The sequence below is a fragment of the Methylosinus trichosporium OB3b genome, from assembly GCF_002752655.1.
Lineage (GTDB): Bacteria > Pseudomonadota > Alphaproteobacteria > Rhizobiales > Beijerinckiaceae > Methylosinus > Methylosinus trichosporium.
The window spans coordinates 1,944,077-1,967,500 of sequence record NZ_CP023737.1 but is presented as its reverse complement, the minus strand read 5'-3'; the positions used below and the strand labels follow the sequence as shown (position 1 = coordinate 1,967,500).

The window sequence follows — 23,424 nt, the reverse complement described above, 5'->3', positions numbered from 1 at the left end:
GGGCGGGACACGTGCAATCCTGTCTGAATATGGGGAGACCACTCTCCAAGCCTAAGTACTCCTCAGCGACCGATAGCGAACAAGTACCGTGAGGGAAAGGTGAAAAGCACCCCGACGAGGGGAGTGAAACAGTTCCTGAAACCGGATACCTACAAACAGTCGGAGCCCGCAAGGGTGACGGCGTACCTTTTGTATAATGGGTCAGCGACTTATTGTTGCGAGCAAGCTTAAGCCGCTAGGCGTAGGCGCAGCGAAAGCGAGTCTGAACAGGGCGTTCAGTTCGTAGCAATAGACCCGAAACCGAGTGATCTAGCCATGAGCAGGTTGAAGGTGCGGTAACACGCACTGGAGGACCGAACCGGTGTCTGTTGAAATAGACTCGGATGACTTGTGGTTAGGGGTGAAAGGCCAACCAAACTCGGAAATAGCTGGTTCTCCGCGAAAGCTATTTAGGTAGCGCCTCGCATGTATTCTCCAGGGGGTAGAGCACTGGATGGGCTAGGGGGTCCCACAGACTTACCAAACCTAACCAAACTCCGAATACCTGGAAGAACTATGCGGGAGACACACAGTGGGTGCTAACGTCCATTGTGGAGAGGGAAACAACCCAGACCAACAGCTAAGGCCCCCAATTCGTGGCTAAGTGGGAAAGGATGTAGAAATCCCAAAACAACCAGGAGGTTGGCTTAGAAGCAGCCATCCTTTAAAGAAAGCGTAACAGCTCACTGGTCTAAATAAGGGTTTCCGCGCCGAAGATGTACCGGGGCTCAAGCCACGAGCCGAAGCTTTGGGTTCGCCGCAAGGCGAGCGGTAGCGGAGCGTTCCGTAATCCGTTGAAGGGACAGCCGTGAGGCATCCTGGAGGTATCGGAAGTGCGAATGCTGACATGAGTAACGAGAAACACTGTGAAAGACAGTGTCGCCGAAAGTCCAAGGGTTCCTGCGTAAAGTTAATCTTCGCAGGGTTAGCCGGCCCCTAAGGCGAGGCCGAAAGGCGTAGTCGATGGGAATCACGTTAATAATCGTGAGCCAGCAGGTGGTGACGCGTGGGATAAATCGTTCGGACTTACTGGATTGTCCGGGCGGTGAACCTGCGCCAGGAAATAGCCCCTGCATCAGACCGTACCCGAAACCGACACAGGTGGACAGGTAGAGTATACCAAGGCGCTTGAGAGAATGACGCTGAAGGAACTCGGCAATTTACCTCCGTAACTTCGGAATAAGGAGGCCTTCGGCTCGCGCAAGCGGGTCGGAGGGGCACAGACCAGGGGGTGGCAACTGTTTACCAAAAACACAGGGCTCTGCGAAATCGCAAGATGACGTATAGGGTCTGACGCCTGCCCGGTGCCGGAAGGTTAAGAGGAGAGGTTCACGCCTTGAATTGAAGCCCCGGTAAACGGCGGCCGTAAATATAACGGTCCTAAGGTAGCGAAATTCCTTGTCGGGTAAGTTCCGACCTGCACGAATGGCGTAATGACTTCCCCGCTGTCTCCAGCGTCAGCTCAGTGAAATTGAATTCCCCGTGAAGATGCGGGGTTCCTGCGGTCAGACGGAAAGACCCCGTGCACCTTTACTGTAACTTTGCACTGGCATTCGTGTCGGCATGTGTAGGATAGGTGGTAGGCGTTGAATCGCGGGCGCCAGCTCGCGTGGAGCCACCCTTGAAATACCACCCTTATCGTCATGGATGTCTAACCGCGCTCCGTCACCCGGGGCCGGGACAGTGCATGGTAGGCAGTTTGACTGGGGCGGTCGCCTCCCAAAGAGTAACGGAGGCGCGCGATGGTGGGCTCAGAGCGGTCGGAAATCGCTCGTCGAGTGCAATGGCATAAGCCTGCCTGACTGCGAGACAGACAAGTCGAGCAGAGACGAAAGTCGGTCATAGTGATCCGGTGGTCCCGAGTGGGTGGGCCATCGCTCAACGGATAAAAGGTACGCCGGGGATAACAGGCTGATAACCCCCAAGAGTCCATATCGACGGGGTTGTTTGGCACCTCGATGTCGGCTCATCACATCCTGGGGCTGGAGAAGGTCCCAAGGGTTCGGCTGTTCGCCGATTAAAGTGGTACGTGAGCTGGGTTCAGAACGTCGTGAGACAGTTCGGTCCCTATCTGCCGTGGGTGTCGGAGAATTGAGAGGATTTGTCCCTAGTACGAGAGGACCGGGATGAACATACCTCTGGTGGACCTGTTGTGACGCCAGTCGCAGTGCAGGGTAGCTATGTATGGACGGGATAACCGCTGAATGCATCTAAGCGGGAAACCCACCTCAAAACCAGTTCTCCCTCGAGAGCCGTGGAAGACGACCACGTCGATAGGCCGGGTGTGGAAGCGCAGCAATGCGTGAAGCTTACCGGTACTAATAGCTCGATCGGCTTGATCGTTCTCATTAATCAATGCCCATCCAACCAGATGGACGCCCCAATAGAAACCAGTTTGCTCCACTTGTTCTTCGCCGGCCTGGTGGCTTTCAGCGAAGCGATCAGACCCGATCCCATCCCGAACTCGGCCGTCAAACGCTCCAGCGCCAATGGTACTATGTCTCAAGACCTGGGAGAGTAGGTCGTCGCCAGGCCCGCAAAGAACAAATGTCCTCTTCACAATCGACTTCAACTGAAGCGCTTGCGCCAGTGCGGCGCGCGCATCAAATCCAGCTCATCACTGCTCTCACTCCGGAAAGCGCTCTCTGCGGTGGCGTTCGCCTTTGCCCATAAAGGCAGAACAAGATCAGCTCGTAGCGCGTTTGCCCCATCACAGGATCGCTTCGATACCCTTGCGATCGGCCAGGGCGAGAAGCTTCAGCGAAGGGCCGCTCGGGCGCGTCTCGCCGCGCTCCCATTTGCTGACAAGAATCTTGCTCACATTCAGCGCCAAGGCGAAAGTCGCCTGGCTCATATTGGCTTTCTCGCGGATTTTCTTGATGGCCTCGGGCGACAGCGGCTCGGCCGGTGTCAGGCAGCTCACGTCGAACCGCCGCATGGTCGCCTTGTCGATCGCGCCGACCGCATTCAGGTCCACGGCGATCTCGTGAAGAGATCGAAGGGCGTCGCTGCGGTAGCGCTTGTTTGTCATAGCTCGATCTTTCGCCATCCTCTTCGCTCGCCGAGAGCTTGCAGTTCAATGTCCGTCAACCGATCCAAGTTCCGGCCGAACTCTAAAAACTCAGCCAACTCAGAGTCGGTTAGATTGCCCTTCGTGCTCTTGGCAAAGAGATGTAGAAAGATCGCCAGCTTGCCCCTCTTGTAAAATATGATCGCTCGCGACCCTCTCGCGCCGCTCAGACGGTCCCTCGGGATGCGTTGTTTGATGAGACCTCCGCCGAGATCGGCATCGATTAGGCCCCGCTCTGCTTTTCTGATCGCGGTCCGGTAATCTTCGTCAGTGAGGCCCGCCTTTTTTCCGTCGCGCTGAAGCGACTTCGGAACGTGGATTTCCATAGCGTCTCCCGCCCGGCCTAAACGGCCCAGCTGTGATGTCAGGCATGATGTTCCCTCTTTCTGGTTTCCGGGTGTGAATCCTCGCGATGCCGCCCGTGCGAATTATAAGAAGCTCAATGTATAATAACGGCTATCATATTTCAAGCGTCCGCGGTCGGCAAAGTCACCCGAACCGATTGTTCTTCGGGAACCCCCGCGGCGGCAGCCGTCCCGCCTCCGCCCGATGCGCGACCCACTCCGCCAGCTCGCGCTTGTCCACCGTGTGGACGCGCGCGGACGTATCCGTCCATGTCAGCCCATCCGCCAATGCGAACACCTTGGCGTCCGCGACGCCGCCGTCCTTGTAGCGCTGCAGCCGCACGCCCTTGCCGCGCGCCATCTGCGGCGCCTCGGAGAGCGGGAACACCAGCAGCTTGCGGTTCTCGCCGATGATCGCGACATGGTCGCCCTCGGCGGGCGCTACGATCTTCAGCTTCGCCGGCGGATCGACATTGAACACGGCGCGGCCCTTGCGCGTCGTCGCCACGAGGTCGTTCTGCGAGACGACGAAGCCGCGGCCGTCGTCGGAGACGAGCAGCAGCAGTGCGTCCGGCGTATGCAGGAAGACCTTTACGATCGCCGCATCCTCGTCGATCTCCGCCATCAGCCGGATCGGCTCGCCATGGCCGCGCCCGCCCGGAAGCTTGGACGCATCGAGCGTGAACGCCTTGCCATTGGAGGCCAGCGCCAGAACTTTCGACGTCGTTTGCGCGAAGAAGGAGAAATCGAGCGCGTCGTCGCCCTTGAACTGCAGCTGCGACAGATCCGACACATGCCCCTTGAGCGCGCGGATCCAGCCTTTTTGCGAGACGACGACGGTGATCGGCTCGCGCTCGATCAGCGCCTCTGCGAGATCGATGTCGGTCGCCTCGGGCGCGTCCTCGAATGTGGTGCGCCGTTTCGCCAGCCTCGGATCGCCGACCGTCTTCTTCAGCTCGCGGATTTGCGCGGTGATCGCCTTCCACTGCTTGGCCTCTTCGGCGAGCAGGCCTTCGATCTCGGCGCGCTCCTCGATGAGCTTCTCGCGCTCCTTGCGCAGCTCCATTTCCTCCAGCCGGCGCAGCGCGCGCAGGCGCGTGTCGAGAATATAATCGACCTGCACGTCGGTGAGATCGAACGCGGATTTCAGCGCCTGCTTGGGCTCGTCCTCCTCGCGGATGATGCGGATCACCTCGTCGAGATTGAGGAAGACGATGATCATGCCGTCGAGCACCTCGAGCCGACGGATGATGGCGGCGAGGCGGTGGCGCGAGCGGCGCTCCAGCACCTCGCGGCGATGGTCGAGCCATTGCCGCAACGCCTCATCGAGCGAGACGACGCGCGGGACGGCGCCGTCGACCAGCACATTCATATTGACGGGAAAGCGGATCTCCAGCTCCGAGAGCTTGAACAGCGTCTCCATCATCAGCGCCGGATCGACGGCGCGCGCGCGCGGCTCGATGACGACGCGCACATCCTCCGCAGATTCGTCGCGCACATCGCCGGCGAGCGGCGCCTTCTTGTCGACGATCAGCTCGGCGAGCTTCTCGATGAGGCGCGACTTCTGCACGCCATAGGGAATCTCGGTGACGACGGCCACCCATTGGCCCCGCGCAGTCTCCTCCTTATGCCAGCGCGCGCGCAGGCGGAAGGAGCCGCGGCCGGTGCGATAGGTCTCGACGATCTGCGGACGAGGATCGACGACGACGCCGCCGGTCGGGAAGTCGGGCCCCTGCACGAAGTTCATCAATTGCTCGGCGGTCGCCTCGCGATGCGAGATCAGATAGAGCGCCGCGTCGCAGAGCTCGGCGAGATTATGGGGCGGGACCGAAGTCGCCATGCCGACGGCGATGCCCTGCGCGCCATTGGCGAGCAGATTGGGGAGCGCGGCCGGCAGCACCACCGGCTCCTGCTCCTCGCCCGAATAATTGGGGCGGAAGTCGATCGCGTCCTCGTCGATCCCCTCGAGCAGCAGCCGCGCGACAGCGGTCATGCGCGCTTCGGTGTAGCGATAGGCGGCGGCGGCGTCGCCGTCGACATTGCCGAAATTACCCTGGCCGTCGACGAGCGGATAGCGCGAGGAAAAGTCCTGCGCGAGGCGCACCAGCGCATCATAGATGGCCTGATCGCCATGCGGATGGAAGGAGCCCATCACATCGCCGACGATCTTCGCGCATTTCTTGAACGGCGCGTCGGGCGCGAGGCGCAGGGTCTGCATGCCGTAGAGAATGCGGCGATGCACGGGCTTCAGTCCGTCGCGCGCGTCCGGCAGAGCGCGGCCGGTGATGGTGGACAGGGCGTAGGTGAGATAACGCTCCTCGAGCGCCTCGCGCAGCTCGACCGGGATCAGCGCCTCGCCGCCGCCGGCGTCCCCCGCCGGCGTTCCGCTCTTTGCCATGTCGAACGCTCCTTCAGCCGGGCGTCGATTCGCCCCGGCCCGCCGAGCCGTCGTCTATAGAGCGCTTTCTGATCGAACGGAATTGCTCGATCGAACGGAATTCGCTCGAAGCCCTCCAACGCCTGGACGTGAACCATATCCCGCCGGAGAGCATTGCTGCTGCGCCAAAGGTCGAGTAAGACGGCGACGCGCTTCGGAGACGCCGAGGCCTTTTTCCTCGAGCCTTCCCATGAAGACGCCGCTGTTGATCCTCACCACGCTCGTCGCCGGGCTGTCGCTGACGCGCGCCGACGCCGGTCCTTTCAGCTTTCCTCTGTTCGATTGGCTGTCGCCGGGACAAGAGGAGCCGACTCCGGGCAAGTCCGGACGGCGCGCGGCTTCGCCCGAGGCGCTGTGCCGGGAGGTCGATGTCGCAGTGGACGAGGGCTATGGCGTGAGCAGCCGCGAGAAGCGCGTCATCTGCGAGGACGATCGCTGACGAGTCCAGCCTTCTATCGACGACGCGAAATGCGAGCCTGAAGGCTCGCGGTCCGAGGGGCGCCCAGGACCGCGAGCCTTCAGGCTCGCTCCGTCGCGCGATGCGACGCTCTCAATCGATCGAGGAGATGCGGATCGCCGCGTCGAGGTCGGCATGGACGACCTTGAGGCCCGCCTTGGCGACTGCGGCCTCGTCCGCATACCAAGTCGATTCATGGTCGAGACCGCCATATTTATTGAAGACCATCACATATTTGGCCTTCAAATCCACCTCGCAGCGCAGCCCTTTGCCGGGCTGGTCGATCGGCCGCATCTTGCCGTCCCAATCGATGAAATAGCCGCCGGTCGCCTCGGACATTTCCGTTCCCTTTCGAACATTATTCCTGCAAGGCGCGGGAAAGCAGATTCCGGGCCAGGGCCGAGGGCGAGACACGCGCTTTCGTCTGCGCTATGAGGCCAGGACCGGCGGCGCAGCCCGCGCCGATCGCGCAGGCTCGAGCCAGGAGACGAGAGCGGATGCCGTTGCGTCGAAAATTTTCGCGCCTCCATGATCTCTTGTCGCTCCGAATGTCGAGATATTTCAACGCCGACTGGTATTTGCACACCTATCCGGACGTGAAGGCGACGGGGCTCGATCCGGCGCGGCACTATCTCGACCATGGCGCAGCGGAAAAGCGCGATCCGAGCTGGGCGTTCTCGACCGCGGCCTATCTCGACAGCCATCCTGAAGTCGCCCGCGCCGGAGTGAACCCGCTGCTGCATTTCATTCGCGCGGGCGGGTGCGCAGGGCGCGCGGAGCCAGCGCCCTCCGTTAGAGGCCGCGCTGCGCCGCTCGCCGACGCGCCCGCTCTCGTCGATGTCGACGCCACATTCGACCGCCTCGCCGGGGAAAGGCGTCCGGCCAGAGTGCTCGAAGCCGGCACTCTGCAATCGAACCCTGGGCATGCGACCCATTCGCACCGGCGCTTTCCCTGGGTGGCGCAGCGCGATTATGTGAAGCTCGACATCGTCGCCGGTCTGGATGTGGATGTCGTCGGCGATCTCCACGCGCTGCCGGCGCATTGGTCGGGGACCTTCGATTGCGTCCTCGCCAACGCCGTGTTCGAGCATTTGGAGCGCCCCTGGATCGCCGCCCGCGAGATCGCGCGCGTGCTCGCCCCGGGCGGACTCTTCCTGGTGTCGACGCATCAGAGCTTTCCGCTCCACGCCTATCCGAGCGATTTCTTTCGCTTCAGCCGCGAGGCCCTTCGCCTCATCTTCGAGGACGCCGGGCTCGTCGTCGACGCCGCCGACTATAAGCATCGCTGCGCGATCCTGCCGCCGGCCGCGGTCATGCCGTCGCGCCAAGTCGGCGCCTGGAACGCGACATTTCCTTCCTTCATCCTGGTGCAGGCGGCCGGACACAGGAGCGAGAACGGATAGAGAGCGCTTTCCGATCGAACGGAATCGCAGCACGGTTGCGCGACTCGGCGGCTTTCCCTAATTTTGCGCGCATGACACTTTCCCCCGCGCTCTCCATTACCCGCGATCTCCTCCGCTGCCCCTCCGTCACCCCGGCCGACGCCGGCGCGCTCGGTGTGCTCGAGCAGCGTCTGAAGGAGGCCGGCTTCACCACCCATCGGCTCGTCTTCTCGGAAGAGGGGACGCCCGACATCAACAATCTCTTCGCCAAGATCGGCGAGGGGCGCCCGCATCTCGTCTTCGCCGGCCATACGGATGTGGTGCCGAGCGGCGATCCGGCGCGCTGGCGCTTCGATCCCTTCTCCGGCGAGATCGCCGACGGCAAAATCTTCGGCCGCGGCGCCTCGGATATGAAGGGCGGCATCGCCGCCTTCGCCGCCGCCGCGATCGATTTCGTGAGGGAGCATGGCGTCCCGAGGGGCGCCATTTCCTTCCTCATCACCGGCGACGAGGAAGGGCCGGCGGTCAATGGAACGGTGAAGATGCTCGACTGGGCGAGAGCCCAGGGCGAAGTCTTCGACCACAGCATCGTCGGCGAGCCGACCAATCTGGAGGCGATCGGCGACACCATCAAGATCGGCCGGCGCGGCTCGCTCAACGGACGCCTCGTGGTGCGCGGCAAGCAGGGGCATTCGGCGCATCCGCATCGCGCCGACAATCCGACGCCGGCGGTGGCGCGCATCGTCACGGCGCTATCGACGCATCGCTTCGACGAGGGCACGGAGCATTTCGACCGCTCCAATCTCGAGGTGACCTCGATCGACATCGGCAATCAGGCCGCGAATGTCATTCCAGGCGAGGCGCGCGCGCGCTTCAACATTCGCTTCAACAACAGCTGGACTCTCGAGACGCTGCAGGCGGAAATCCGCCGCGTGATCGACGAGGCGGCGGCCGGGGCGCGGGTCGAGGTCGAGTTCCTGCCGTGCAATTCTCTGCCTTTCCTCACTGCGCCGGGCGATTTCACCGCGCTGGTCGCGGGGGCGATCGAGGAGGTGACCGGGCGCCGGCCGGGGCTTTCCACCAGCGGCGGCACGTCGGACGCGCGCTTCATCACCCGCGAATGCCCGGTGCTGGAGTTCGGACTCGTCAATGAATCGATCCATGCGGTCGACGAGCATGCGCGGCTCGAGGATGTGGATCGGCTGACCGCGGTCTATAAGCGCATCCTCGAGAAATATTTCGCGAGGTGACGGCGCTGCTGCGTCACGACAAACTGCGATGATCGGGCTCCGTCATTGCGAGGAGCGAAGCGACGAAGCAAGTGGATGGGCGGACTATCGGCATCGCTGCGCGATCGTTCCCCCCAATGATGCGATCCCGCACATATGGATGGAGAATTGGAACACGAACGAGCCAGCGTTCATTCTGACGCTCGTCGCCGGACCTGAGAAAGCCGAGTGACGCGGCGTCACTCGGCAAGAGCCTGCGCCGCCGGCACGGCGAGCGTCCAGGCGAATCCGTCCGGCGGAAAGCCGATCGTCGCCTCGCCGCCGAGCGCCTGAGCGACGAGCCGCTTGATCACCTTGTGGCCGAAGCCCTCGCAGGGCGCATCGGCGACGGGCGGACCGCCGAACTCGCGCCATTCGACCAGGAACCGGCCGTCCTCCCTGCGCCAGCAGAGCTCGACGCGCCCACCGGGCTGCGACAGCGCGCCATGGGTGAGCGCATTCACGGCGAGCTCGTGCAGTGCGAGGCCGATGTTCTGCGCCGCCTCCGGCTTCAGCATCACGCGCGGCCCCTCGATATGCGTGTCGACGCTGTCCATGTCGAGGCAATAGCCGATTTGCGCGCTCGCCAGCTCGCGCATGCAGGCGCCGCGCCATTCCTGCGACACGAGCAGGTCGTGCGCCATCGCCAGCGCCTGCAGGCGCGCGGCGAACTTGCGCTGAAAATCCTCGAGCGAGGGGGAGCCCGCGGCCGTCTGCCGCGCCATCGCCTGCACCACGGCGAGCAGATTCTTGGAGCGATGCACCAGCTCGCGCAGCAGCACATGCACATGCTGCTCGCGGCGCTTGCGGTCGCTGATGTCGCGCGCCGTGCCGATGATGCGCGCCGCATGGCCGTTCTCGAAGACGGTGCGGCCGCGCACCGCGATCCACCGCTCGATCCCGTCGGTCTGGCCGATCACGCGATATTCCGCTTCGTAATCGCCGACATGGGCGGGATCGAGCGCCGCCTCGACGGCTTCGCGCGTGCGTTCCTTGTCGTCGGGATGCAGCGCATTGCGGAAAATCTCGAAGCTGCCGGGCGCGCTCTCGGGCAGCGCCCAGAGCGCGCGCACGCGCTCGTCGAGATGGACCTCGCCGGTGACGAGATCCCAGTCCCAAATGCCGGTGAGGCTGGCGTCGAGCGCCATGCGCATGCGCTCCAGCGCCAGCGCGGAATCGCCGTCGCCGGAGGCGGCGCGTCTGCTGTCGATGTCGGTCAAGACCTCATCCTCTTCGACGGTCGTCCGCATTGCGTCAGCCGCGCGAGCATAGCGCAATCGTCGCGCGCGGGCGACCTGTCGCGCCCGCTACTGCTGCGCCCGCGCATTCACAACGCACCCGGGCCCGGCGAGGTTCCCGTCCTCGCTCACACATCGAGCTCCGTGGCGAAGGGCGCGCGTTCCTGGATGAAGGCGAAGCGCGCCTCGGGCTTCGTCCCCATCAGCCGCTCGACGCAATCGGCGGTCTCCTCGCGCTCCTCGCCGGCGATCACCACCTTCAGAAGCGTGCGTTTCTTCGCATCCATGGTGGTTTCCTTGAGCTGAGCCGGCATCATCTCGCCGAGGCCCTTGAAGCGGCTCGTCTCGATCTTCCCCTTGCCGGTCAGCACCTTCTTCACCAGCTCGTCGCGATGCCTGTCGTCGCGCGCATAGACCGTCTTGGCGCCTTGCGTCAGCTTATAGAGCGGCGGCACGGCGAGATAGAGATGGCCGCCGTCGATGAGCTTGGGCATTTGGCGGAAGAAGAAGGTGATGAGCAGCGAGGCGATGTGGGCGCCGTCCACATCGGCGTCGGTCATCACGATGATCTTGTCGTAGCGCAAATCCTCGTCGCGATAATGCGAGCCGGAGCCGCAGCCGAGCGCCTGGGCGAGATCGGCGAGCTGCTGATTGGCCGCGAACTTCTCCTTGCCCGCCGAGGCGACATTGAGAATCTTGCCGCGCAAGGGCAGGACGGCCTGACTGGCGCGGTCGCGCGCCGCCTTGGCCGAGCCGCCGGCCGAATCGCCCTCGACGATGAACAGCTCCGAGCCCTGCGCCGAGGTGTTGGTGCAATCGGCGAGCTTGCCGGGCAGGCGCAATTTGCGCGTCGGCGATTTGCGCGCCTGCTCCTTCTCGGCGCGGCGGCGCAGCCGCTCCTCGGCGCGCTCCACCGCGAAATCCAAGAGCTTGGTCGCCTGTGACGGCGCGCCGGCGAGCCAATGATCGAAAGCGTCGCGCACCGTATTCTCGACGACGCGCGAGGCCTCGACATTCATCAGCCGCGTCTTGTTCTGGCCCTGGAACTCCGGCTCGCGGATGAACACCGAGATCATCGCCGCCGACTGGCCCATCAGATCGTCGGCCGTCAGCAGCGCTGCGCGCTTGGCCTGGCCGATGCGCTCGGCGTGATCCTTGAGCCCGCGCAGCAGAGCGAGGCGGAAGCCCGCCTCATGCGTGCCGCCGTCCGGCGTCGGAATCGTGTTGCAATAGGAATGGGAGAAGCCGTCCTCATGGGTGAACCAGGCGATCGCCCATTCGAGCGAGCCATGGCCGCCCTCGCGCTGCACTTTGCCGACGAAGGGCTGATCGGCGACGAGATCCTTGCCCTCGGTCTCGCGGGCGAGATAATCGCGCAATCCGCCCGGGAAGCGCAGCACCGCCTCGGCCGGCACATCGGAGCCGGGCTCGATCAGCGCCGGAGCGCAACGCCAGCGGATTTCGACGCCGCCGAAGAGATAGGCCTTGGAGCGCGCCATGCGGAAGAGGCGGGCGGGGCGCCAATGCGTCGCCGCGCCGAAGATTTCCGCGTCCGGCTTGAAGCGAATCTTGGTGCCGCGGCGATTGGCGATGCGGCCCAATTCCTCGAGCTTTCCCTGCGGCAGTCCGCGCGAAAAAATCTGTCGATAGAGCTGCTGGTTCTGGGCGACCTCGACCTCGAGCCGCTCCGAGAGGGCGTTGACCACCGAGACGCCGACGCCATGCAGGCCGCCGGAGGTCTGATAGGCCCCCGAATCGAACTTGCCGCCGGCGTGCAGCATGGTCATCACCACTTCCAGCGCCGATTTCTTGGGGAATTTCGGATGCGGGCCGACGGGAATGCCGCGGCCGTTGTCGATGACGGTGAGCCAGCCGTCCGGCTCGAGGGAAACCTCGATGAAGCTGGCGTGGCCGGCGACGGCCTCGTCCATCGAATTGTCCAGCACCTCGGCGAAGAGGTGATGCATGGCGGCCTCGTCCTTGCCGCCGATATACATTCCGGGCCGGCGCCGGACGGGCTCCAGCCCCTCCAGCACCTCGATGGAGGCGGCGTCATATTCCGCCGGCGCCTTGGGCGCCTTCGCGGCGGGAGCGGCGGAGGCGGGCTTGCGCTGAGCGCCGCCGAAGAGATCGTCGGATTTGGCCATGAGGGGGATTTTAGCGATTCGTGGAAGGGAGCGCGAGGGGGAGGCTCATGTCGTCCTATGGGCGACTACCTTTTTTGTATATGATTCGCCCATTCTCGTAGCTCTTTAGCGACGAAGCCGTCGCTAAACGCGATAGCTTTGGCTAGACTATGGGAAAGCCGGTCAGAAACGTGGGTCGGAAGAACGAAAGCTTTTCTCTTAATTTCGGCATGCGCCTGACTATATTGCCGCTTTTCGATGAGGACTCTGATGTCCAACTCACTTTTCCTCGCTTCATCATCTGCTGAGAACCCGCCTTCGGCAGCAAGTAACTGATCGATGGTAGCGAGATCACGTTCGGCCTGAGGAATATCATTGAGAGCTAAAAGAATCTCTGTTCGCAGAAAGTAAGCGGGTGGATGGCTGTCATTACGCTCGATTGCCTTGTTGACCGTCCGAAGTGCGTCCCTATATTTTCGGTTAGACAATTGTGATTGTGCCATCCGAATGAGATAGAAAGAAGATCCCGGTGCATCGCCGTACCGCTCAAGCGATTGCATCACGTCGGTCAACTCAGTTTCATCCACGCCGAGACCAAGCTGCCGCTTTCCCAATAGCGCTTCAGCCATTATGTCAAGCAAATAGACATTAGTAGGGAATTGCTTGTAGGCGGCTCTAGCGTAGCCTTCAGCCTCATTATATCGCCGCTGTTTACAGTAAAGCGCCGCTAGTTCGCGGTTTATGTGAACATTGCCAGAACTAAGTGCATAGGCTTTCAAAAACTTACTTTCAGCCTCATCTAATCGGCGTCGATTTCTGAGATCGAATCCCTCTAGAAAAAGGCAGTTTCTCTGTGCGGTGCGCGAGTCATATGTTTTTAGAGCTTGAATTATCGGAGTCAGGTCGCGACCAAGTCTGATGGTCGACAAACCCGAGAGCCGAAGGGCCTCGACTTGGCCGTCCGTCGTTAGCCGATTGCTCATCGCAAGCGCTTGGTTACAGAAATCCAGACAATCTGCCCACTTCCGTCGATCATAACAATCTCGCGCAATTGTAAGTATATGAGATGGAAGTATAAGATTTGCTACGAAAGAGGGAGCGGATGCTCCTCGCAGAAGAGCGGTGTTTGCGCTTTCTAGTAAATAGATCGGGATTTGCTCGTCGTTCTATATTCTCCAATTGTAGAAGTAATTGCATTGGCGATCGCCTTTTTCCAGGCGTCTGTCTTTTCAAATCGCTCGTCGCGCCTGACGGCCTCCCTGATTGGGCTGGCTACTTGATAGTACTTATCTCGCCGCTCAATGCAGCAATGATCTTCAAGTCTACGTAAGGCGGCGGTTATTTCGCTGATATCTTTTTTCATTATTGTTTGTAAAAGCTCAAGTGGAAAATAACGATACTCAGACAGCGCGGCGATTAAGTCCGTTTCAGCCTCATTAAATTCGATCAGCTTCAAAAAATCCTCTGCTCTTCTTACTTTCCACTCGATCAAGTCGTGTGGGTCTGATATAAATAGATCAATGCCATAACTCTTTATAGCCTGAACAACAAATTTGACGTTGAAAGGGTGTCCGTCTAGCAGTTGCGTGATTGCATTTAGTTGTTCGTCAGAAAAGTCAACTTCTGCATCCTTTAACGTGAAGCTCAGCAACTCTTTAATTTGTTCATCGCTCAAGCGAGTGACGAATCTATGATAAGAATTAGGCGAGGCTGCCCGGTAAGCAGGTGGCATCATGCGTGTTTGAACAAAACCAATCTCTGGCCTTGCAGAGCCAGTAAGTTTTTTCAATAGCTCAATTAGAAATGGCTTGTATTTACCCTCTTCGTCGTATGCGCCTCCTTGATCGTCAACAATTGTGAAATCGCCAAGGCGACTTAAATCGGCCATCAAGTCCGCGAGCGCGTCTACCTGCTCGTCAAGACTCATTTGTCCAAATGCCTCAAAATCCTTAACTGCGTCCTCCAGAGAACCAACGACGTGTTGTTCGTGCAGCCTCCGATAGAATTCTTCCGCACCTTCATATCGGTGAAGTGGGATTTCGATGAAGCCTGTGATAGCTCGTGGATATAGTTCTGTGAGAGACTTCTGCAGGAAGGTTCGGCGACCAATGCCGTAGTGACCAACGGCATGGAGCGCAATGGGAGCTTTTCCAGGGGCTAGTCGGAGAGCGCGACGTAGATCCCTCTCATCGTCGTCTCTTCGAATATAAACTTCAAGTCTTGAACGAGTTTCTGCTTCAAGCGCAATCAGAGATGCCTCTATTTTTCTTGAAATAGATTTTGCATTTGCAATGTGAAAGGCCACGTTTATTTCACGCATCCATTCCGGAAGCGCCTTGTAAGAAGTCACGTCTAATGAAAATATTAGCACTCTCCGTAGTGTGCCGGCAGACCTAGACTCAAGAGCAATGCGAAGCTCTTCGGCAACAAAGTCAGAGCGGATCGAGTTATAGGATAGAAAGAAGACAAATAGCGTTGATCGCTTGAGTGCGTTCCTAATAGCTTCAGAGTTCAGCGTAAACTCGAATGTATATTCGTCATATTCACATCGAGCTAGCCCGAGTCGGTCTGCTACCGCGCGCACTACGGCTTTATCTTTGCTGCTGTGCGATAGAAACGCTTTCATTTCATTCCTCTGCCAGCGCGTTAGCTTCACTATCCGGTAAAAACCGGCCCGCGGTCTTGAAACCCTGTCGTCGGGGCAATCGATTGTAAGGCAGAAAAGCTAGCACGAAGGAAGGGAGCACGGAAGCTGCGCCGGGGCGCGAATCTTGAGCGAGCCTTCAGGCTCGCACCTCGCACCCCCTCACCGCAGCACCCGCGCTTCGCGGCTGCCCCGTTCCCGCAGCGAGGCGATGCTGGTGCGGTCCAGAATGAGCGCGATCGATTCGCGCACGTCGAGCATGATGTCGTGAATGGCGCAGGCGTCCTCGTCGGGGCAGTCGGCGCAGCGCTGATAGGCGGTCTTGCTGGCGCAGGCGATCGGCGCCAGCGGCCCGTCGAGAATGCGGATGATCTGGCCCACGGTGACCTTCTCGGCAGGGCGCGCCAGCAGATAGCCGCCGTGCTTGCCCTTCTTGCTGTTGATGATCCCGGCGTTCCTCAGCTCGACCAGAATCGCGTCGAGAAATTTTCGCGGAATATTATTCTCTTTCGCGATGTCGCCGGCGAGGCACTGGCCTTCGGCGCCGGCGAGATGAATCAGCGCTTTCAAGCCGTATTTGGCTTTGTTCGACAACATGGCGGACGATCGGCCTCCTCGACGGCGTGGGCGTCGATGGTCAATCTATCTCCTTTTGCTCACTTCTCCTATAGGGGCGCTGTCGCCGCCCGCCTCCGCGCGGCTCCCCTCGCCGTCGATCGGTGGTAATGTCCAGCCGACGCAGGGCGCGCCGCCGGGCGGCGGCAGGCGGGCGCGCGCCATCGAAACATTCGATCGAGGCGGTGGACTATGAGAATCGGAATTTCCCATTGGGCGGTCCTGCTCGCGATCGCCGGCGCCGGGCCGGCGGCGGCGGAGCCCGCCCCTTTGCTGCGAGGCGCCGCGGCTTTTTCCGATTGGCGCGCCGACGCGCCGGGCGTGCGCCGGCAGATCACCGCCGGCGATCTTCCGGCGCCGCTCGCCAGCGATCCCGTCGCCTCGCGCTCGCAGATCGTCGCGCGCCCCGCCGATGCGGCGCCGCGCGTCCCGGCGGGCTTCGCGACCAGCGTCCTCGCCACCGGCCTCGAGGGCCCGCGCGTCATTCGCGTCGCGCCCAATGGCGATGTCTTCGTCACCGAGAGCGTCGGCGGTCGCGTGCGCGTCTTGCGTCTCGACGGCGCCGCTCCAGCGGAGCATGTGTTCGCGCGCGATCTCGAGCGGCCCTCCGGCCTCGCCTTCTATCCGCCGGGCCCCGATCCGCAATGGCTCTATGTCGCGACGGTCTCGCAGGTGCGGCGCTATCCCTATCGCGCCGGCGATCTCGAGGCGTCCGGCGCCGGCGAGATCGTCGTCGCGGATTTGCCGCGCGACGGACATTGGACGCGGGACATCGCCTTTTCGCCCGATGGCCGCACGCTGTATGTCGCGGTCGGCTCGCGCACCAATGTCGCCGAGGGACATGCGCAACCGTCCGCGCAGCAGGTCGCCGCGCTCGAGCGGGCCAATGGCGTCGGCGCGAGCGATGGTCCCGAGCTGTTTCGCGCCGATGTGCTCGCCTTCGATCCGCAGGGCGGACAAAAACGCGTCTTCGCCACCGGCCTGCGCAATTGCGCGAGCCTCGCCTTTCGGCCGAAGTCCGACGAGCTCTGGTGCGCCGTCGCCGAGCGCGACATGCTCGGCGACGATCTGCCGCCCGATTATGTGACGCATGTGCGCGAGGGCGGGTTCTATGGGTGGCCGTGGCGCTATGCCGGCGACAATGTCGATCCCCGCCACGCCGGCGAGCGGCCGGATCTCGCCGGTCGAGCCCTGTCTCCGCAGGTTCTGATCCAGCCGCATTCGGCGCCGCTCGGCGTCGCCTTCTACGAGGGCGATCAGTTTCCGCGGGACTATTCCGGCGACGCCTTCGTCGCTCTGCACGGCTCATGGAATCGCGCCAAGCGCACGGGCTACAAGATCGTGCGGCTGCGGTTCGAGAACGGGAGCGCGACCGGCGAATATGAGGATTTCGTGACCGGCTTCGTCGCCGATGACGCGGCTGTCTGGGGGCGTCCGGTCGCGGTCGCCGTCGCCAGGGACGGCGCGCTGCTCTTCGGCGAGGACGCCAATGGCACGATCTGGCGCGTCTCTCATCCGTGAGAGGGGAGGGCGGAGCCGACGTCGGCTCCGCCCTCCCCGGCGTTTCAGTTGGCGGCGATCTGCTTTTGAATGTCGTCGAAGACGCCGCCGTCGGCGAAGTGCTTCTTCTGCGCCGCGGCCCAGCCGCCGAAGGCGCCGTCGATGGTGAGGAGCTCGAGCTTCGGCAGGCTATTCACATCTTTCTTCTCGGCGAACTCCGGGTGCGCGGGCCGATAGAAATTCTTGGCGATGATCTTCTGCGCCTGCGGCGTGTAGAGGAAGTTCAGATAGGCTTCCGCGACCTTGCGCGTTCCCTTGGCGTCGACATTGCCGTCGACGAGGGCGACGGGCGGTTCGGCCAGGATCGACAGCGGCGGCACGACGATCTCGAGCTTGTCGGCGCCGAACTCCTTCTGAGCGAGAAAGGCCTCGTTCTCCCAGGCGATGAGCACGTCGCCGATGCCGCGCTGCGCGAAGGTGATGGTGGAGCCGCGCGCGCCGGTGTCGAGAACCGGCGCATTCTTGTAGATGGCCTTCACCAGATCCAGCGTCTTGGCCTCGTCGCCGCCATAGGTCTTCAGCCCATAACCCCAGGCGGCGAGATAGTTCCAGCGGGCGCCGCCGGAGGTCTTGGGATTTGGCGTGATCACCGACACGCCGGGCTTGGCGAGATCGTCCCAATTCTTGACGCCCTTCGGATTGCCCTTGCGCACCAGGAAGACGATCGTCGAGGCGTATGGCGTCGAATTATTGGGAAGACGCTTCTGCCAATCGGCGGCGATCTTCCCGCTCTTGGCGGCGACCGCATCGATATCGGCGGCGAGCGCAAGCGTCACGACATCGGCGTCGAGCCCGTCGATGACCGAGCGCGCCTGCTTGCCCGAGCCGCCGTGCGAGGCCTGGATCGCAACCGTATCGCCGGTCTTGGCCTTCCAATGAGCGGCGAAGGCTGGGTTGATCTCCTTGTACAGCTCGCGCGTCGGATCATAGGAGACGTTGAGGATGCGGATTTCGGCGGCGGAGAGCTTCGGCGCCGGCGCCGCGAGGATCATCGCCGAGAGAATTGGAAGGCGGCGGAGCAGGCGAAGGCAAGGCGTCAGCAGCATGGGACCTCCATCCCTATTAAGATATATATCTACTAGATTAATGGTGTTAATGGGGTGAGTCAATCGAGCGGCGGGCGCATGTGCCGGCCTCGGCGCGAGCGCGCTTCTGGACCGTGAGGCTAGGAGGACAGCCGTTGGCCATTTGCCCATGCGTCGCTCGATGCGGCAGAGCGTCGACGCCGCTCTTCGTCGCGTCGCGTGTGGACCAGAGGCGTCACAGCAGTGAACGAAAAGCGCCGCGTCAAGGACACGATGTCGTCATAGTGGCGGCGGAAATGCGGGGCTCCAAAGCTAAATGAAATCACGTAGGTAGAAATCCTTACGATGTTATAAAAATTTCACAATTCCTCTCTAGCTCACGGCTGCGGCGCCGTGGCGAAGGAGGAGCTAGTGCATTTCCGCTCAAAACTTAGGCATAGAGTGTGCCGATCCAGGCTACTGGGCGGCGTCGGAACCGTGGCGCTCCTCCTTTCGTCAAGTCTTCCGGCCGCGGCGGCCGATAAGGAGACGATGGCGGAACTTCGCGCCCTCATGGCCGAGATCCGTGAGCTGAAGGCGAAGCAGCACGCTCTCGAGAGCCGGCTCGACAAGCAGCAGAAGGCCCCTCCGCAGCATCAGCATGCCGATCGCGGCGCCGTTAAAACCGTGAAGAGCGACCCTCCCGCTCCGGTCTCGCTCGACAAACTCCCGGGCGTCACACTGACCCCGGGCGGCTTCTTTGCCGCCGAGAGCGTCTATCGCACTCATTGGATGGGCAGCGATATCGTCGAGGGCTTCCAGAATATTCCGTTCGCCAACAATCCGGCCGGACATACGGATGAATTTCGGTTCAGCGCCCGTCAGAGCCGACTGTCTCTGCGCGCGGATGGCGACGTCGACCCGTCGACGCATTTGACGGGCTATGTGGAGATCGACTTTCTCGGCGCGGCGCAGACCGCCAATTCCAACCAGACCAGCTCCTATAATCCACGCATTCGACAGCTCTACACCAGCCTCGACTTGAACGAGTTCGACCTGCACTTCCTGGCTGGCCAGGCATGGACGCTGGCGACGACCAATTCGAACGGCATCAAGCCCGAGACGATTCTGACGCCGCCGCAGATCGACGCGCAATATATTCCGGGCTTCGTCTTCGCGCGCCAGCCGGGTCTGCGCATCACCAAGAACTTCGGCAAGGAGTTCAGCGTCGCTTTCGCGGCGGAAGAGGCTGCGACGACATTCGCCGCCGTTCCCGCGAATGTGGCGCCGGGATTCACCAATGTCGCCACGCTCCCCGGCGGCGGCGTCCCGCTCGTCGTCAGCGCTCCCTTGGGCGGTGGATTGTACAATTCGTCCAACAACTACAGCTTCAATCGGATGCCCGATCTGATTGCCAAGGTGGCTTGGGATCCGACCATTCTCGATCGCCATATCCATGTGGAGGGCTTCGGACTCCTGCGCGACTTCACCAGCCGCGCCTATTTGGGCAATCACAGCGTTTGGGCCGGCGGCGGCGGCGCCAGCGTGATCGTGCCGGTCGTTCCCAAGCTGCTGGACTTCCAAGTGTCGGGCGCGATCGGGCATGGCATCGGTCGTTATGGCGCGTCCGGATTGCCGGATGCGACGACGTCGATCACCGGCGCGCCTCTGCCGATCCAACAGCGAATGCTCCTCATCGGCGCGATCGGACATGTCACGCCTCAGACGGATGTCTACGCTTTCGCCGGCGGCGAGTTTTCGAGCGCTCAGCCGCAGTTCGAAACGGTCGGTGGGACGACTTACGCCGGCGGCTACGGCAATTGGGCGTATGATAACTCGGGATGCGGGATCGAGAACTCGGGGCTGCTGCCGGCTGCTCTCACGGTTTGCGCGGGCCAGACCAAATCCGTACGACAGCTCACCGGGGGATTCTGGCACACGCTGTATTCCGGCTCGTTCGGCAAGTTCAAAGCCGGCGTACAATATTCCTATACGGTGAGAGACGGCTTCCAAGGCTTGGGCGGGTCGCCTCAGGGCCGCAACAGCATGATCTTCACGAGCATTCGCTACTATCCGTTCTGATCGTCGTTTTGACGCTCCGACCCCCGAACGGCCGCGCTTCGCGCGGCCGTTCTTGCGTTTTCCATCATGCGGGCGCGTCGGCGGTGCTTTCAGACGCCGGCGCAAAGACCGATGCGAGGAGATCGTGGAGGAAGCGTCCCCGCGATTTGAAAGCGAGGCTCAGCGTTCGCTCGCGCGGAGTCCATCCTCTTCCATCAGCTCGAGCAGGATGCCCTCGCGCAGGCCGCGGTCGGCGATGCGGGTGCGGGCGGCTGGGAAGACGCTGCGGATCGCCTCGAAAATGGCGCAGCCGGCGAGCACCAGATCGGCGCGTTGTGGCCCGATGCAGCCATTGGCGGAGCGCTGATCGAAATCCATGGCGCGCAGCAGGTCGATCGCCTTCGTCGCATCTTCGTCGGAGAGCCATAGCCCGTCGACGCGCCAGCGGTCGTAACGCTCGAGACCGAGATGGACGCCGGCGAGTGTCGTCACCGTGCCGGAGGTGCCGAGGAGGTGAAAACGCTGGCAGCGGCGCTCCACCGCCGTCATCGCGGCGAAGGGCGACAGCGCCGCGAGGGCGCGCTCGGTCATCGCCGCGAAGGTCGTCGCATCGACGCTGCGGCCGCCATAATGCTCGGCGAGCGAGACGACGCCGATCTCGAGCGAGGTCCAATGGCGCAGCTCGAATCCGGCCGCGCCCGCGGCTCGCGCCAGCCAGACGAGCTCGGTGGAGCCGCCGCCGATATCGAACAAAAGGACGCTGTCTGCCTGGGGGTCGGCGAGCGCGCCGCAGCCGCGGGCGGCGTAGCGCGCCTCGGTCTCGCGGTCGATGATCTCGAGCTCGAGGCCGGTACGGTCGAGAACCCGCTGAACGAACTCCTCGCCATTCTCGGCGGCGCGGCAGGCCTGTGTGGCGACGAGCCGGGCGCGGGTGACGCCGCGCGCGCTCATCTTGTCGCGGCAGATGTCGAGCGCCGCCAAAGTGCGCTCGATCGCCCCCTCGCTGATGCGGCGCGCCTGGCTCACGCCCTCGCCGAGCCGCACGATGCGCGAGAAGGCGTCGACGACGCGCAGCATGTCGCTCTTACGCCGCGCCCGATGTTCGCGACGCGCGATCAGCAGCCGGCAATTATTGGTGCCGAGGTCGAGAGCGGCATAGACCGGGTCATGACGGGCCGGCTCGTGACGCTCGCTCGCGCAGGGCAGGCGCGCCGGCTGCGCCTCGGCGTCGCCGATCGGAGCGGGAGGCCGCCCGCCGCGGGCGGAGGCGAAAGGGTCGAACCGCCGCGGTCCGCCGCCTCCGCCGCTCCAATGTTCCGGTTTTCTCAACGCTCCTCCCGCCCGGCTGTCGGCGACGGGGGCGAGCCGCCGGTCTGCTCGTCTCGCGCGATTCAAAGTCCGATCGTGGCGACGAGCATATCAAGGCCTGCGGGAATGCCAAGAACAGGTTTCTGCGCTGTGTCTCTAGGCGGGCGCGCCGCCGCGAATGCGAGGAAGCGCGCCCGAGCGATCGCATCGGCGATGCGATGGGCCGCGGCTCAACAGATCGAGTCGATCGAGAAGTCCGAAAGTTATGAGAGGCCCAGAATCAGGAATCGCGAGGTCGAGCATGGTCCGCCCCCCGCCTTGCTCGGCGCCCGACCGACTTCGCGCCGAACCGCTACTCTTCGTCGGTCGGCGGAAACAGCGCGAGCGTCGCCGTGATGTCGTTTTGCGTCGGCAGGCCGGCTTCATTGCCGAGATGCTGAATTTTGAAAGCCGAGGCGGCGCGGGCGAAGCCGAAATGCTCGCGCCAGGGCGCCTGCGGACGCTGGAGAAAGGAGGCCACGTAGGCGCCGTGGAACACATCGCCCGCGCCCGAAGTGTCGACGACCTTCTCCTTGGGCACCGGCAGAGCGGGCAGGCGCGACACCTCGCCGGATTCGTCGTACCACAACATGCCGTGCTCGCCGGTGGTGACGCCGCCGATGCGGCAGCCTTTGCCGCGCAAGAAGGCGAGCATTTCCGTTTCCGATAGCGACATCTGCTCGCACAGGCGCTCGGCCACCACCGCGACATCGACGAAGTCGAGGAGCTCCAGAATGCCCGGCCGCAGCGCGCCGCCGTCGAGAGACACCAGCGCGCCGGTCTCACGGCATCCGCGCGCGTAATGGATGGCGGCGTCGCTCATATGGCCGTCGACATGCAGCACCTCGAGGCCGCTCACGTCGATGCGCGGAAAATCCTCGAGGAAATCGGCGTCGCGGGCGCGCAGAATGGCGCGCTTGCCGTCATTGGGCAGCACGAAGGAGAGCGAGGAGCGCCGCACCCGGCGCGGATGCACGCGAATGCCATAGCTCGCCGTCATGTCCATGAACATGTGCCCGAGCCAGTCCGGCGCGAGCGAGGTGACGAGATCGACGCCCTTGCCGATGAGCTTGGCGCAAGCGAAGCCGGCCGTCACCGCATTGCCGCCGAAGGAGACGGCATAGTCCTCGGCGACCGATTTCTGATCGCCATGCGGCACCGTCTTCGTGCGCATGGTGACGTCGATATAGGCGTGGCCGATGAAGAGCGCGTCCAAGCGAAGCTCCGCTGTAGAGGGCCTTGCGCTAGAGCGCCATCCGATCCGATTGGATCGGACAGCGCCTCTAGGTTTCTTTCGTTTGAGCGAATTCTGATCGATCGAACGATTCCGTTCGATCGGAAAGCGCTCTAGCCGAGGTCGCCGCGGCCCGAGCGTTTTCTGGACCGCGAGCCTTCAGGCGCGTCGCCGACTCAGAGCGAGAAGCTCGAGCCGCAGCCGCAGGAGGATGTGGCGTTGGGATTCTCGATGCGGAACGACTGGCCCATCAGATCGTCCACGAAATCGATGCGCGCGCCGGCGAGATAGGCCAGCGAGACCGGATCGACGACGAGCCTCGCGCCGTCGCGCTCGATCGCCACATCGTCCGCGCTCGGCGCGGGCTCGACCGAATAGGTGTATTGGAAGCCCGAGCATCCGCCTCCGCCGACGCCGACGCGCATCGCCGCGCCCGCCGCCTCGGCGGCCAGAAGAGCGAGAATGCGCTTGGCCGCGCGCTCGGTCAGCTCTGGTTTCGCGATGCTCTGCGCTACGTCCATCTTGCTCGGCCTTTCCATTCATCGGCCCGGACCCTTGCGCGCCGCCGCCGCGCCAGGATAAGCCTTCCGGCAACATA

At 62.6% G+C, this 23,424-nt stretch carries 18 protein-coding genes and 2 rRNA genes (1 of these 20 running past the window's edge); 7 read left to right on the top strand and 13 right to left on the bottom strand.

Going from position 1 to position 23,424, the window contains the following annotated elements:
- Together CQW49_RS09540 and rrf are read left to right on the top strand one after the other, a co-directional pair.
- A 23S ribosomal RNA gene (locus CQW49_RS09540) occupies positions 1-2,382 on the top strand (it extends 456 nt beyond the left edge of the window).
- Between the two features lie 75 nt (positions 2,383-2,457).
- Positions 2,458-2,573: ribosomal RNA gene (gene rrf, locus CQW49_RS09535) — 5S ribosomal RNA — on the top strand.
- Between the two features lie 176 nt (positions 2,574-2,749).
- Here rrf and CQW49_RS09530 read toward each other — a convergent pair.
- The 3 genes from CQW49_RS09530 to parC form a co-directional block, all read right to left on the bottom strand.
- Positions 2,750-3,088, bottom strand: a complete 339-nt coding sequence (locus CQW49_RS09530) for a helix-turn-helix domain-containing protein (RefSeq protein WP_244593402.1) — start codon at positions 3,086-3,088, stop codon at positions 2,750-2,752.
- A complete protein-coding gene (locus CQW49_RS09525; RefSeq protein ID WP_003613920.1) occupies positions 3,067-3,435 on the bottom strand; it encodes a type II toxin-antitoxin system RelE/ParE family toxin in 369 nt (122 codons plus the stop codon). The genes CQW49_RS09530 and CQW49_RS09525 overlap by 22 nt, the downstream gene beginning before the upstream one ends.
- Before the next feature lie 163 nt (positions 3,436-3,598).
- The gene (gene parC / locus CQW49_RS09520) at positions 3,599-5,851 is read right to left on the bottom strand and encodes a DNA topoisomerase IV subunit A (protein WP_003613922.1); all 2,253 of its coding nucleotides are present in this window, start codon (positions 5,849-5,851) and stop codon (positions 3,599-3,601) included.
- 229 nt (positions 5,852-6,080) lie between these two features.
- Here parC and CQW49_RS09515 point away from each other — a divergent pair, with 229 nt between their 5' ends.
- Positions 6,081-6,329: a hypothetical protein gene (locus CQW49_RS09515; protein WP_003613924.1), complete on the top strand. Its 249-nt coding sequence runs from the start codon at positions 6,081-6,083 to the stop codon at positions 6,327-6,329.
- A gap of 111 nt (positions 6,330-6,440) precedes the next feature.
- On the opposite strand, the gene CQW49_RS09510 is transcribed toward CQW49_RS09515, so the two are convergent.
- Positions 6,441-6,686 carry a hypothetical protein gene (locus CQW49_RS09510; protein WP_003613925.1) on the bottom strand — a complete coding sequence of 82 codons (246 nt, stop codon included), beginning with the start codon at positions 6,684-6,686 and terminating at the stop codon, positions 6,441-6,443.
- Between the two features lie 158 nt (positions 6,687-6,844).
- On the opposite strand from CQW49_RS09510, the gene CQW49_RS09505 reads away from it, so the two are divergent.
- The gene (locus CQW49_RS09505; protein ID WP_003613927.1) at positions 6,845-7,750 is read left to right on the top strand and encodes a class I SAM-dependent methyltransferase; all 906 of its coding nucleotides are present in this window, start codon (positions 6,845-6,847) and stop codon (positions 7,748-7,750) included.
- Positions 7,751-7,821: 71 nt separating this feature from the next.
- Positions 7,822-8,979 carry a succinyl-diaminopimelate desuccinylase gene (gene dapE, locus CQW49_RS09500; protein ID WP_003613928.1) on the top strand — a complete coding sequence of 386 codons (1,158 nt, stop codon included), beginning with the start codon at positions 7,822-7,824 and terminating at the stop codon, positions 8,977-8,979.
- A 218-nt stretch (positions 8,980-9,197) separates the two neighbouring features.
- Here the strand turns inward: dapE and CQW49_RS09490 are convergent, their stop codons facing one another.
- The 5 genes from CQW49_RS09490 to CQW49_RS09470 all read right to left on the bottom strand — a co-directional run bounded on the left by CQW49_RS09490 (position 9,198) and on the right by CQW49_RS09470 (position 15,602).
- Positions 9,198-10,217 (bottom strand): sensor histidine kinase, encoded by a 1,020-nt coding sequence (locus CQW49_RS09490; RefSeq protein WP_040567359.1) that lies wholly within the window; start codon positions 10,215-10,217, stop codon positions 9,198-9,200.
- 146 nt (positions 10,218-10,363) lie between these two features.
- Complete coding sequence (gene parE, locus CQW49_RS09485) at positions 10,364-12,382, bottom strand: DNA topoisomerase IV subunit B (protein WP_003613930.1); 2,019 nt, start codon at positions 12,380-12,382, stop codon at positions 10,364-10,366.
- A gap of 65 nt (positions 12,383-12,447) precedes the next feature.
- On the bottom strand, positions 12,448-13,290 hold the full coding sequence (locus CQW49_RS09480) for a tetratricopeptide repeat protein (protein WP_162150812.1): 843 nt from the start codon (positions 13,288-13,290) through the stop codon (positions 12,448-12,450).
- Between the two features lie 206 nt (positions 13,291-13,496).
- The gene (locus tag CQW49_RS09475) at positions 13,497-14,987 is read right to left on the bottom strand and encodes a toll/interleukin-1 receptor domain-containing protein (protein ID WP_003613932.1); all 1,491 of its coding nucleotides are present in this window, start codon (positions 14,985-14,987) and stop codon (positions 13,497-13,499) included.
- A 180-nt stretch (positions 14,988-15,167) separates the two neighbouring features.
- Positions 15,168-15,602: an RrF2 family transcriptional regulator gene (locus tag CQW49_RS09470; RefSeq protein WP_003613933.1), complete on the bottom strand. Its 435-nt coding sequence runs from the start codon at positions 15,600-15,602 to the stop codon at positions 15,168-15,170.
- A gap of 210 nt (positions 15,603-15,812) precedes the next feature.
- On the opposite strand from CQW49_RS09470, the gene CQW49_RS09465 reads away from it, so the two are divergent.
- Entirely contained in the window at positions 15,813-17,141 is a 1,329-nt protein-coding gene (locus CQW49_RS09465) for a PQQ-dependent sugar dehydrogenase (protein ID WP_003613934.1), read from the top strand.
- 44 nt (positions 17,142-17,185) lie between these two features.
- Here the strand turns inward: CQW49_RS09465 and CQW49_RS09460 are convergent, their stop codons facing one another.
- Positions 17,186-18,226, bottom strand: a complete 1,041-nt coding sequence (locus CQW49_RS09460; RefSeq protein WP_003613935.1) for a sulfate ABC transporter substrate-binding protein — start codon at positions 18,224-18,226, stop codon at positions 17,186-17,188.
- A 372-nt stretch (positions 18,227-18,598) separates the two neighbouring features.
- Here CQW49_RS09460 and CQW49_RS09455 point away from each other — a divergent pair, with 372 nt between their 5' ends.
- A complete protein-coding gene (locus tag CQW49_RS09455; protein ID WP_157926079.1) occupies positions 18,599-20,266 on the top strand; it encodes a hypothetical protein in 1,668 nt (555 codons plus the stop codon).
- A 159-nt stretch (positions 20,267-20,425) separates the two neighbouring features.
- Here CQW49_RS09455 and CQW49_RS09450 read toward each other — a convergent pair whose 3' ends face one another.
- The 3 genes from CQW49_RS09450 to erpA all read right to left on the bottom strand — a co-directional run bounded on the left by CQW49_RS09450 (position 20,426) and on the right by erpA (position 23,347).
- Positions 20,426-21,574, bottom strand: coding sequence for a Ppx/GppA phosphatase family protein (locus CQW49_RS09450; protein WP_003613939.1), 1,149 nt, complete (start codon positions 21,572-21,574; stop codon positions 20,426-20,428).
- A gap of 331 nt (positions 21,575-21,905) precedes the next feature.
- Entirely contained in the window at positions 21,906-22,808 is a 903-nt protein-coding gene (locus tag CQW49_RS09445) for a sugar kinase (protein WP_003613942.1), read from the bottom strand.
- Positions 22,809-23,002: 194 nt separating this feature from the next.
- Positions 23,003-23,347, bottom strand: coding sequence for an iron-sulfur cluster insertion protein ErpA (erpA, locus tag CQW49_RS09440; protein WP_003613946.1), 345 nt, complete (start codon positions 23,345-23,347; stop codon positions 23,003-23,005).
- Between the last annotated feature and the right edge of the window lie 77 nt (positions 23,348-23,424).

Excerpts from the sequence above, each read along its gene's own strand:
- CQW49_RS09530 (WP_244593402.1), bottom strand. The coding sequence starts at position 3,088 with ATGGCGAAAGATCGAGCTATGACAAACAAGCGCTACCGCAGCGACGCC.
- CQW49_RS09525 (WP_003613920.1), bottom strand. The coding sequence starts at position 3,435 with ATGGAAATCCACGTTCCGAAGTCGCTTCAGCGCGACGGAAAAAAGGCG.
- parC (WP_003613922.1), bottom strand. The coding sequence starts at position 5,851 with ATGGCAAAGAGCGGAACGCCGGCGGGGGACGCCGGCGGCGGCGAGGCG.
- CQW49_RS09515 (WP_003613924.1), top strand. The coding sequence starts at position 6,081 with ATGAAGACGCCGCTGTTGATCCTCACCACGCTCGTCGCCGGGCTGTCG.
- CQW49_RS09510 (WP_003613925.1), bottom strand. The coding sequence starts at position 6,686 with ATGTCCGAGGCGACCGGCGGCTATTTCATCGATTGGGACGGCAAGATG.
- CQW49_RS09505 (WP_003613927.1), top strand. The coding sequence starts at position 6,845 with ATGCCGTTGCGTCGAAAATTTTCGCGCCTCCATGATCTCTTGTCGCTC.
- dapE (WP_003613928.1), top strand. The coding sequence starts at position 7,822 with ATGACACTTTCCCCCGCGCTCTCCATTACCCGCGATCTCCTCCGCTGC.
- parE (WP_003613930.1), bottom strand. The coding sequence starts at position 12,382 with ATGGCCAAATCCGACGATCTCTTCGGCGGCGCTCAGCGCAAGCCCGCC.
- CQW49_RS09475 (WP_003613932.1), bottom strand. The coding sequence starts at position 14,987 with ATGAAAGCGTTTCTATCGCACAGCAGCAAAGATAAAGCCGTAGTGCGC.
- CQW49_RS09470 (WP_003613933.1), bottom strand. The coding sequence starts at position 15,602 with ATGTTGTCGAACAAAGCCAAATACGGCTTGAAAGCGCTGATTCATCTC.
- CQW49_RS09465 (WP_003613934.1), top strand. The coding sequence starts at position 15,813 with ATGAGAATCGGAATTTCCCATTGGGCGGTCCTGCTCGCGATCGCCGGC.
- CQW49_RS09460 (WP_003613935.1), bottom strand. The coding sequence starts at position 18,226 with ATGCTGCTGACGCCTTGCCTTCGCCTGCTCCGCCGCCTTCCAATTCTC.
- erpA (WP_003613946.1), bottom strand. The coding sequence starts at position 23,347 with ATGGACGTAGCGCAGAGCATCGCGAAACCAGAGCTGACCGAGCGCGCG.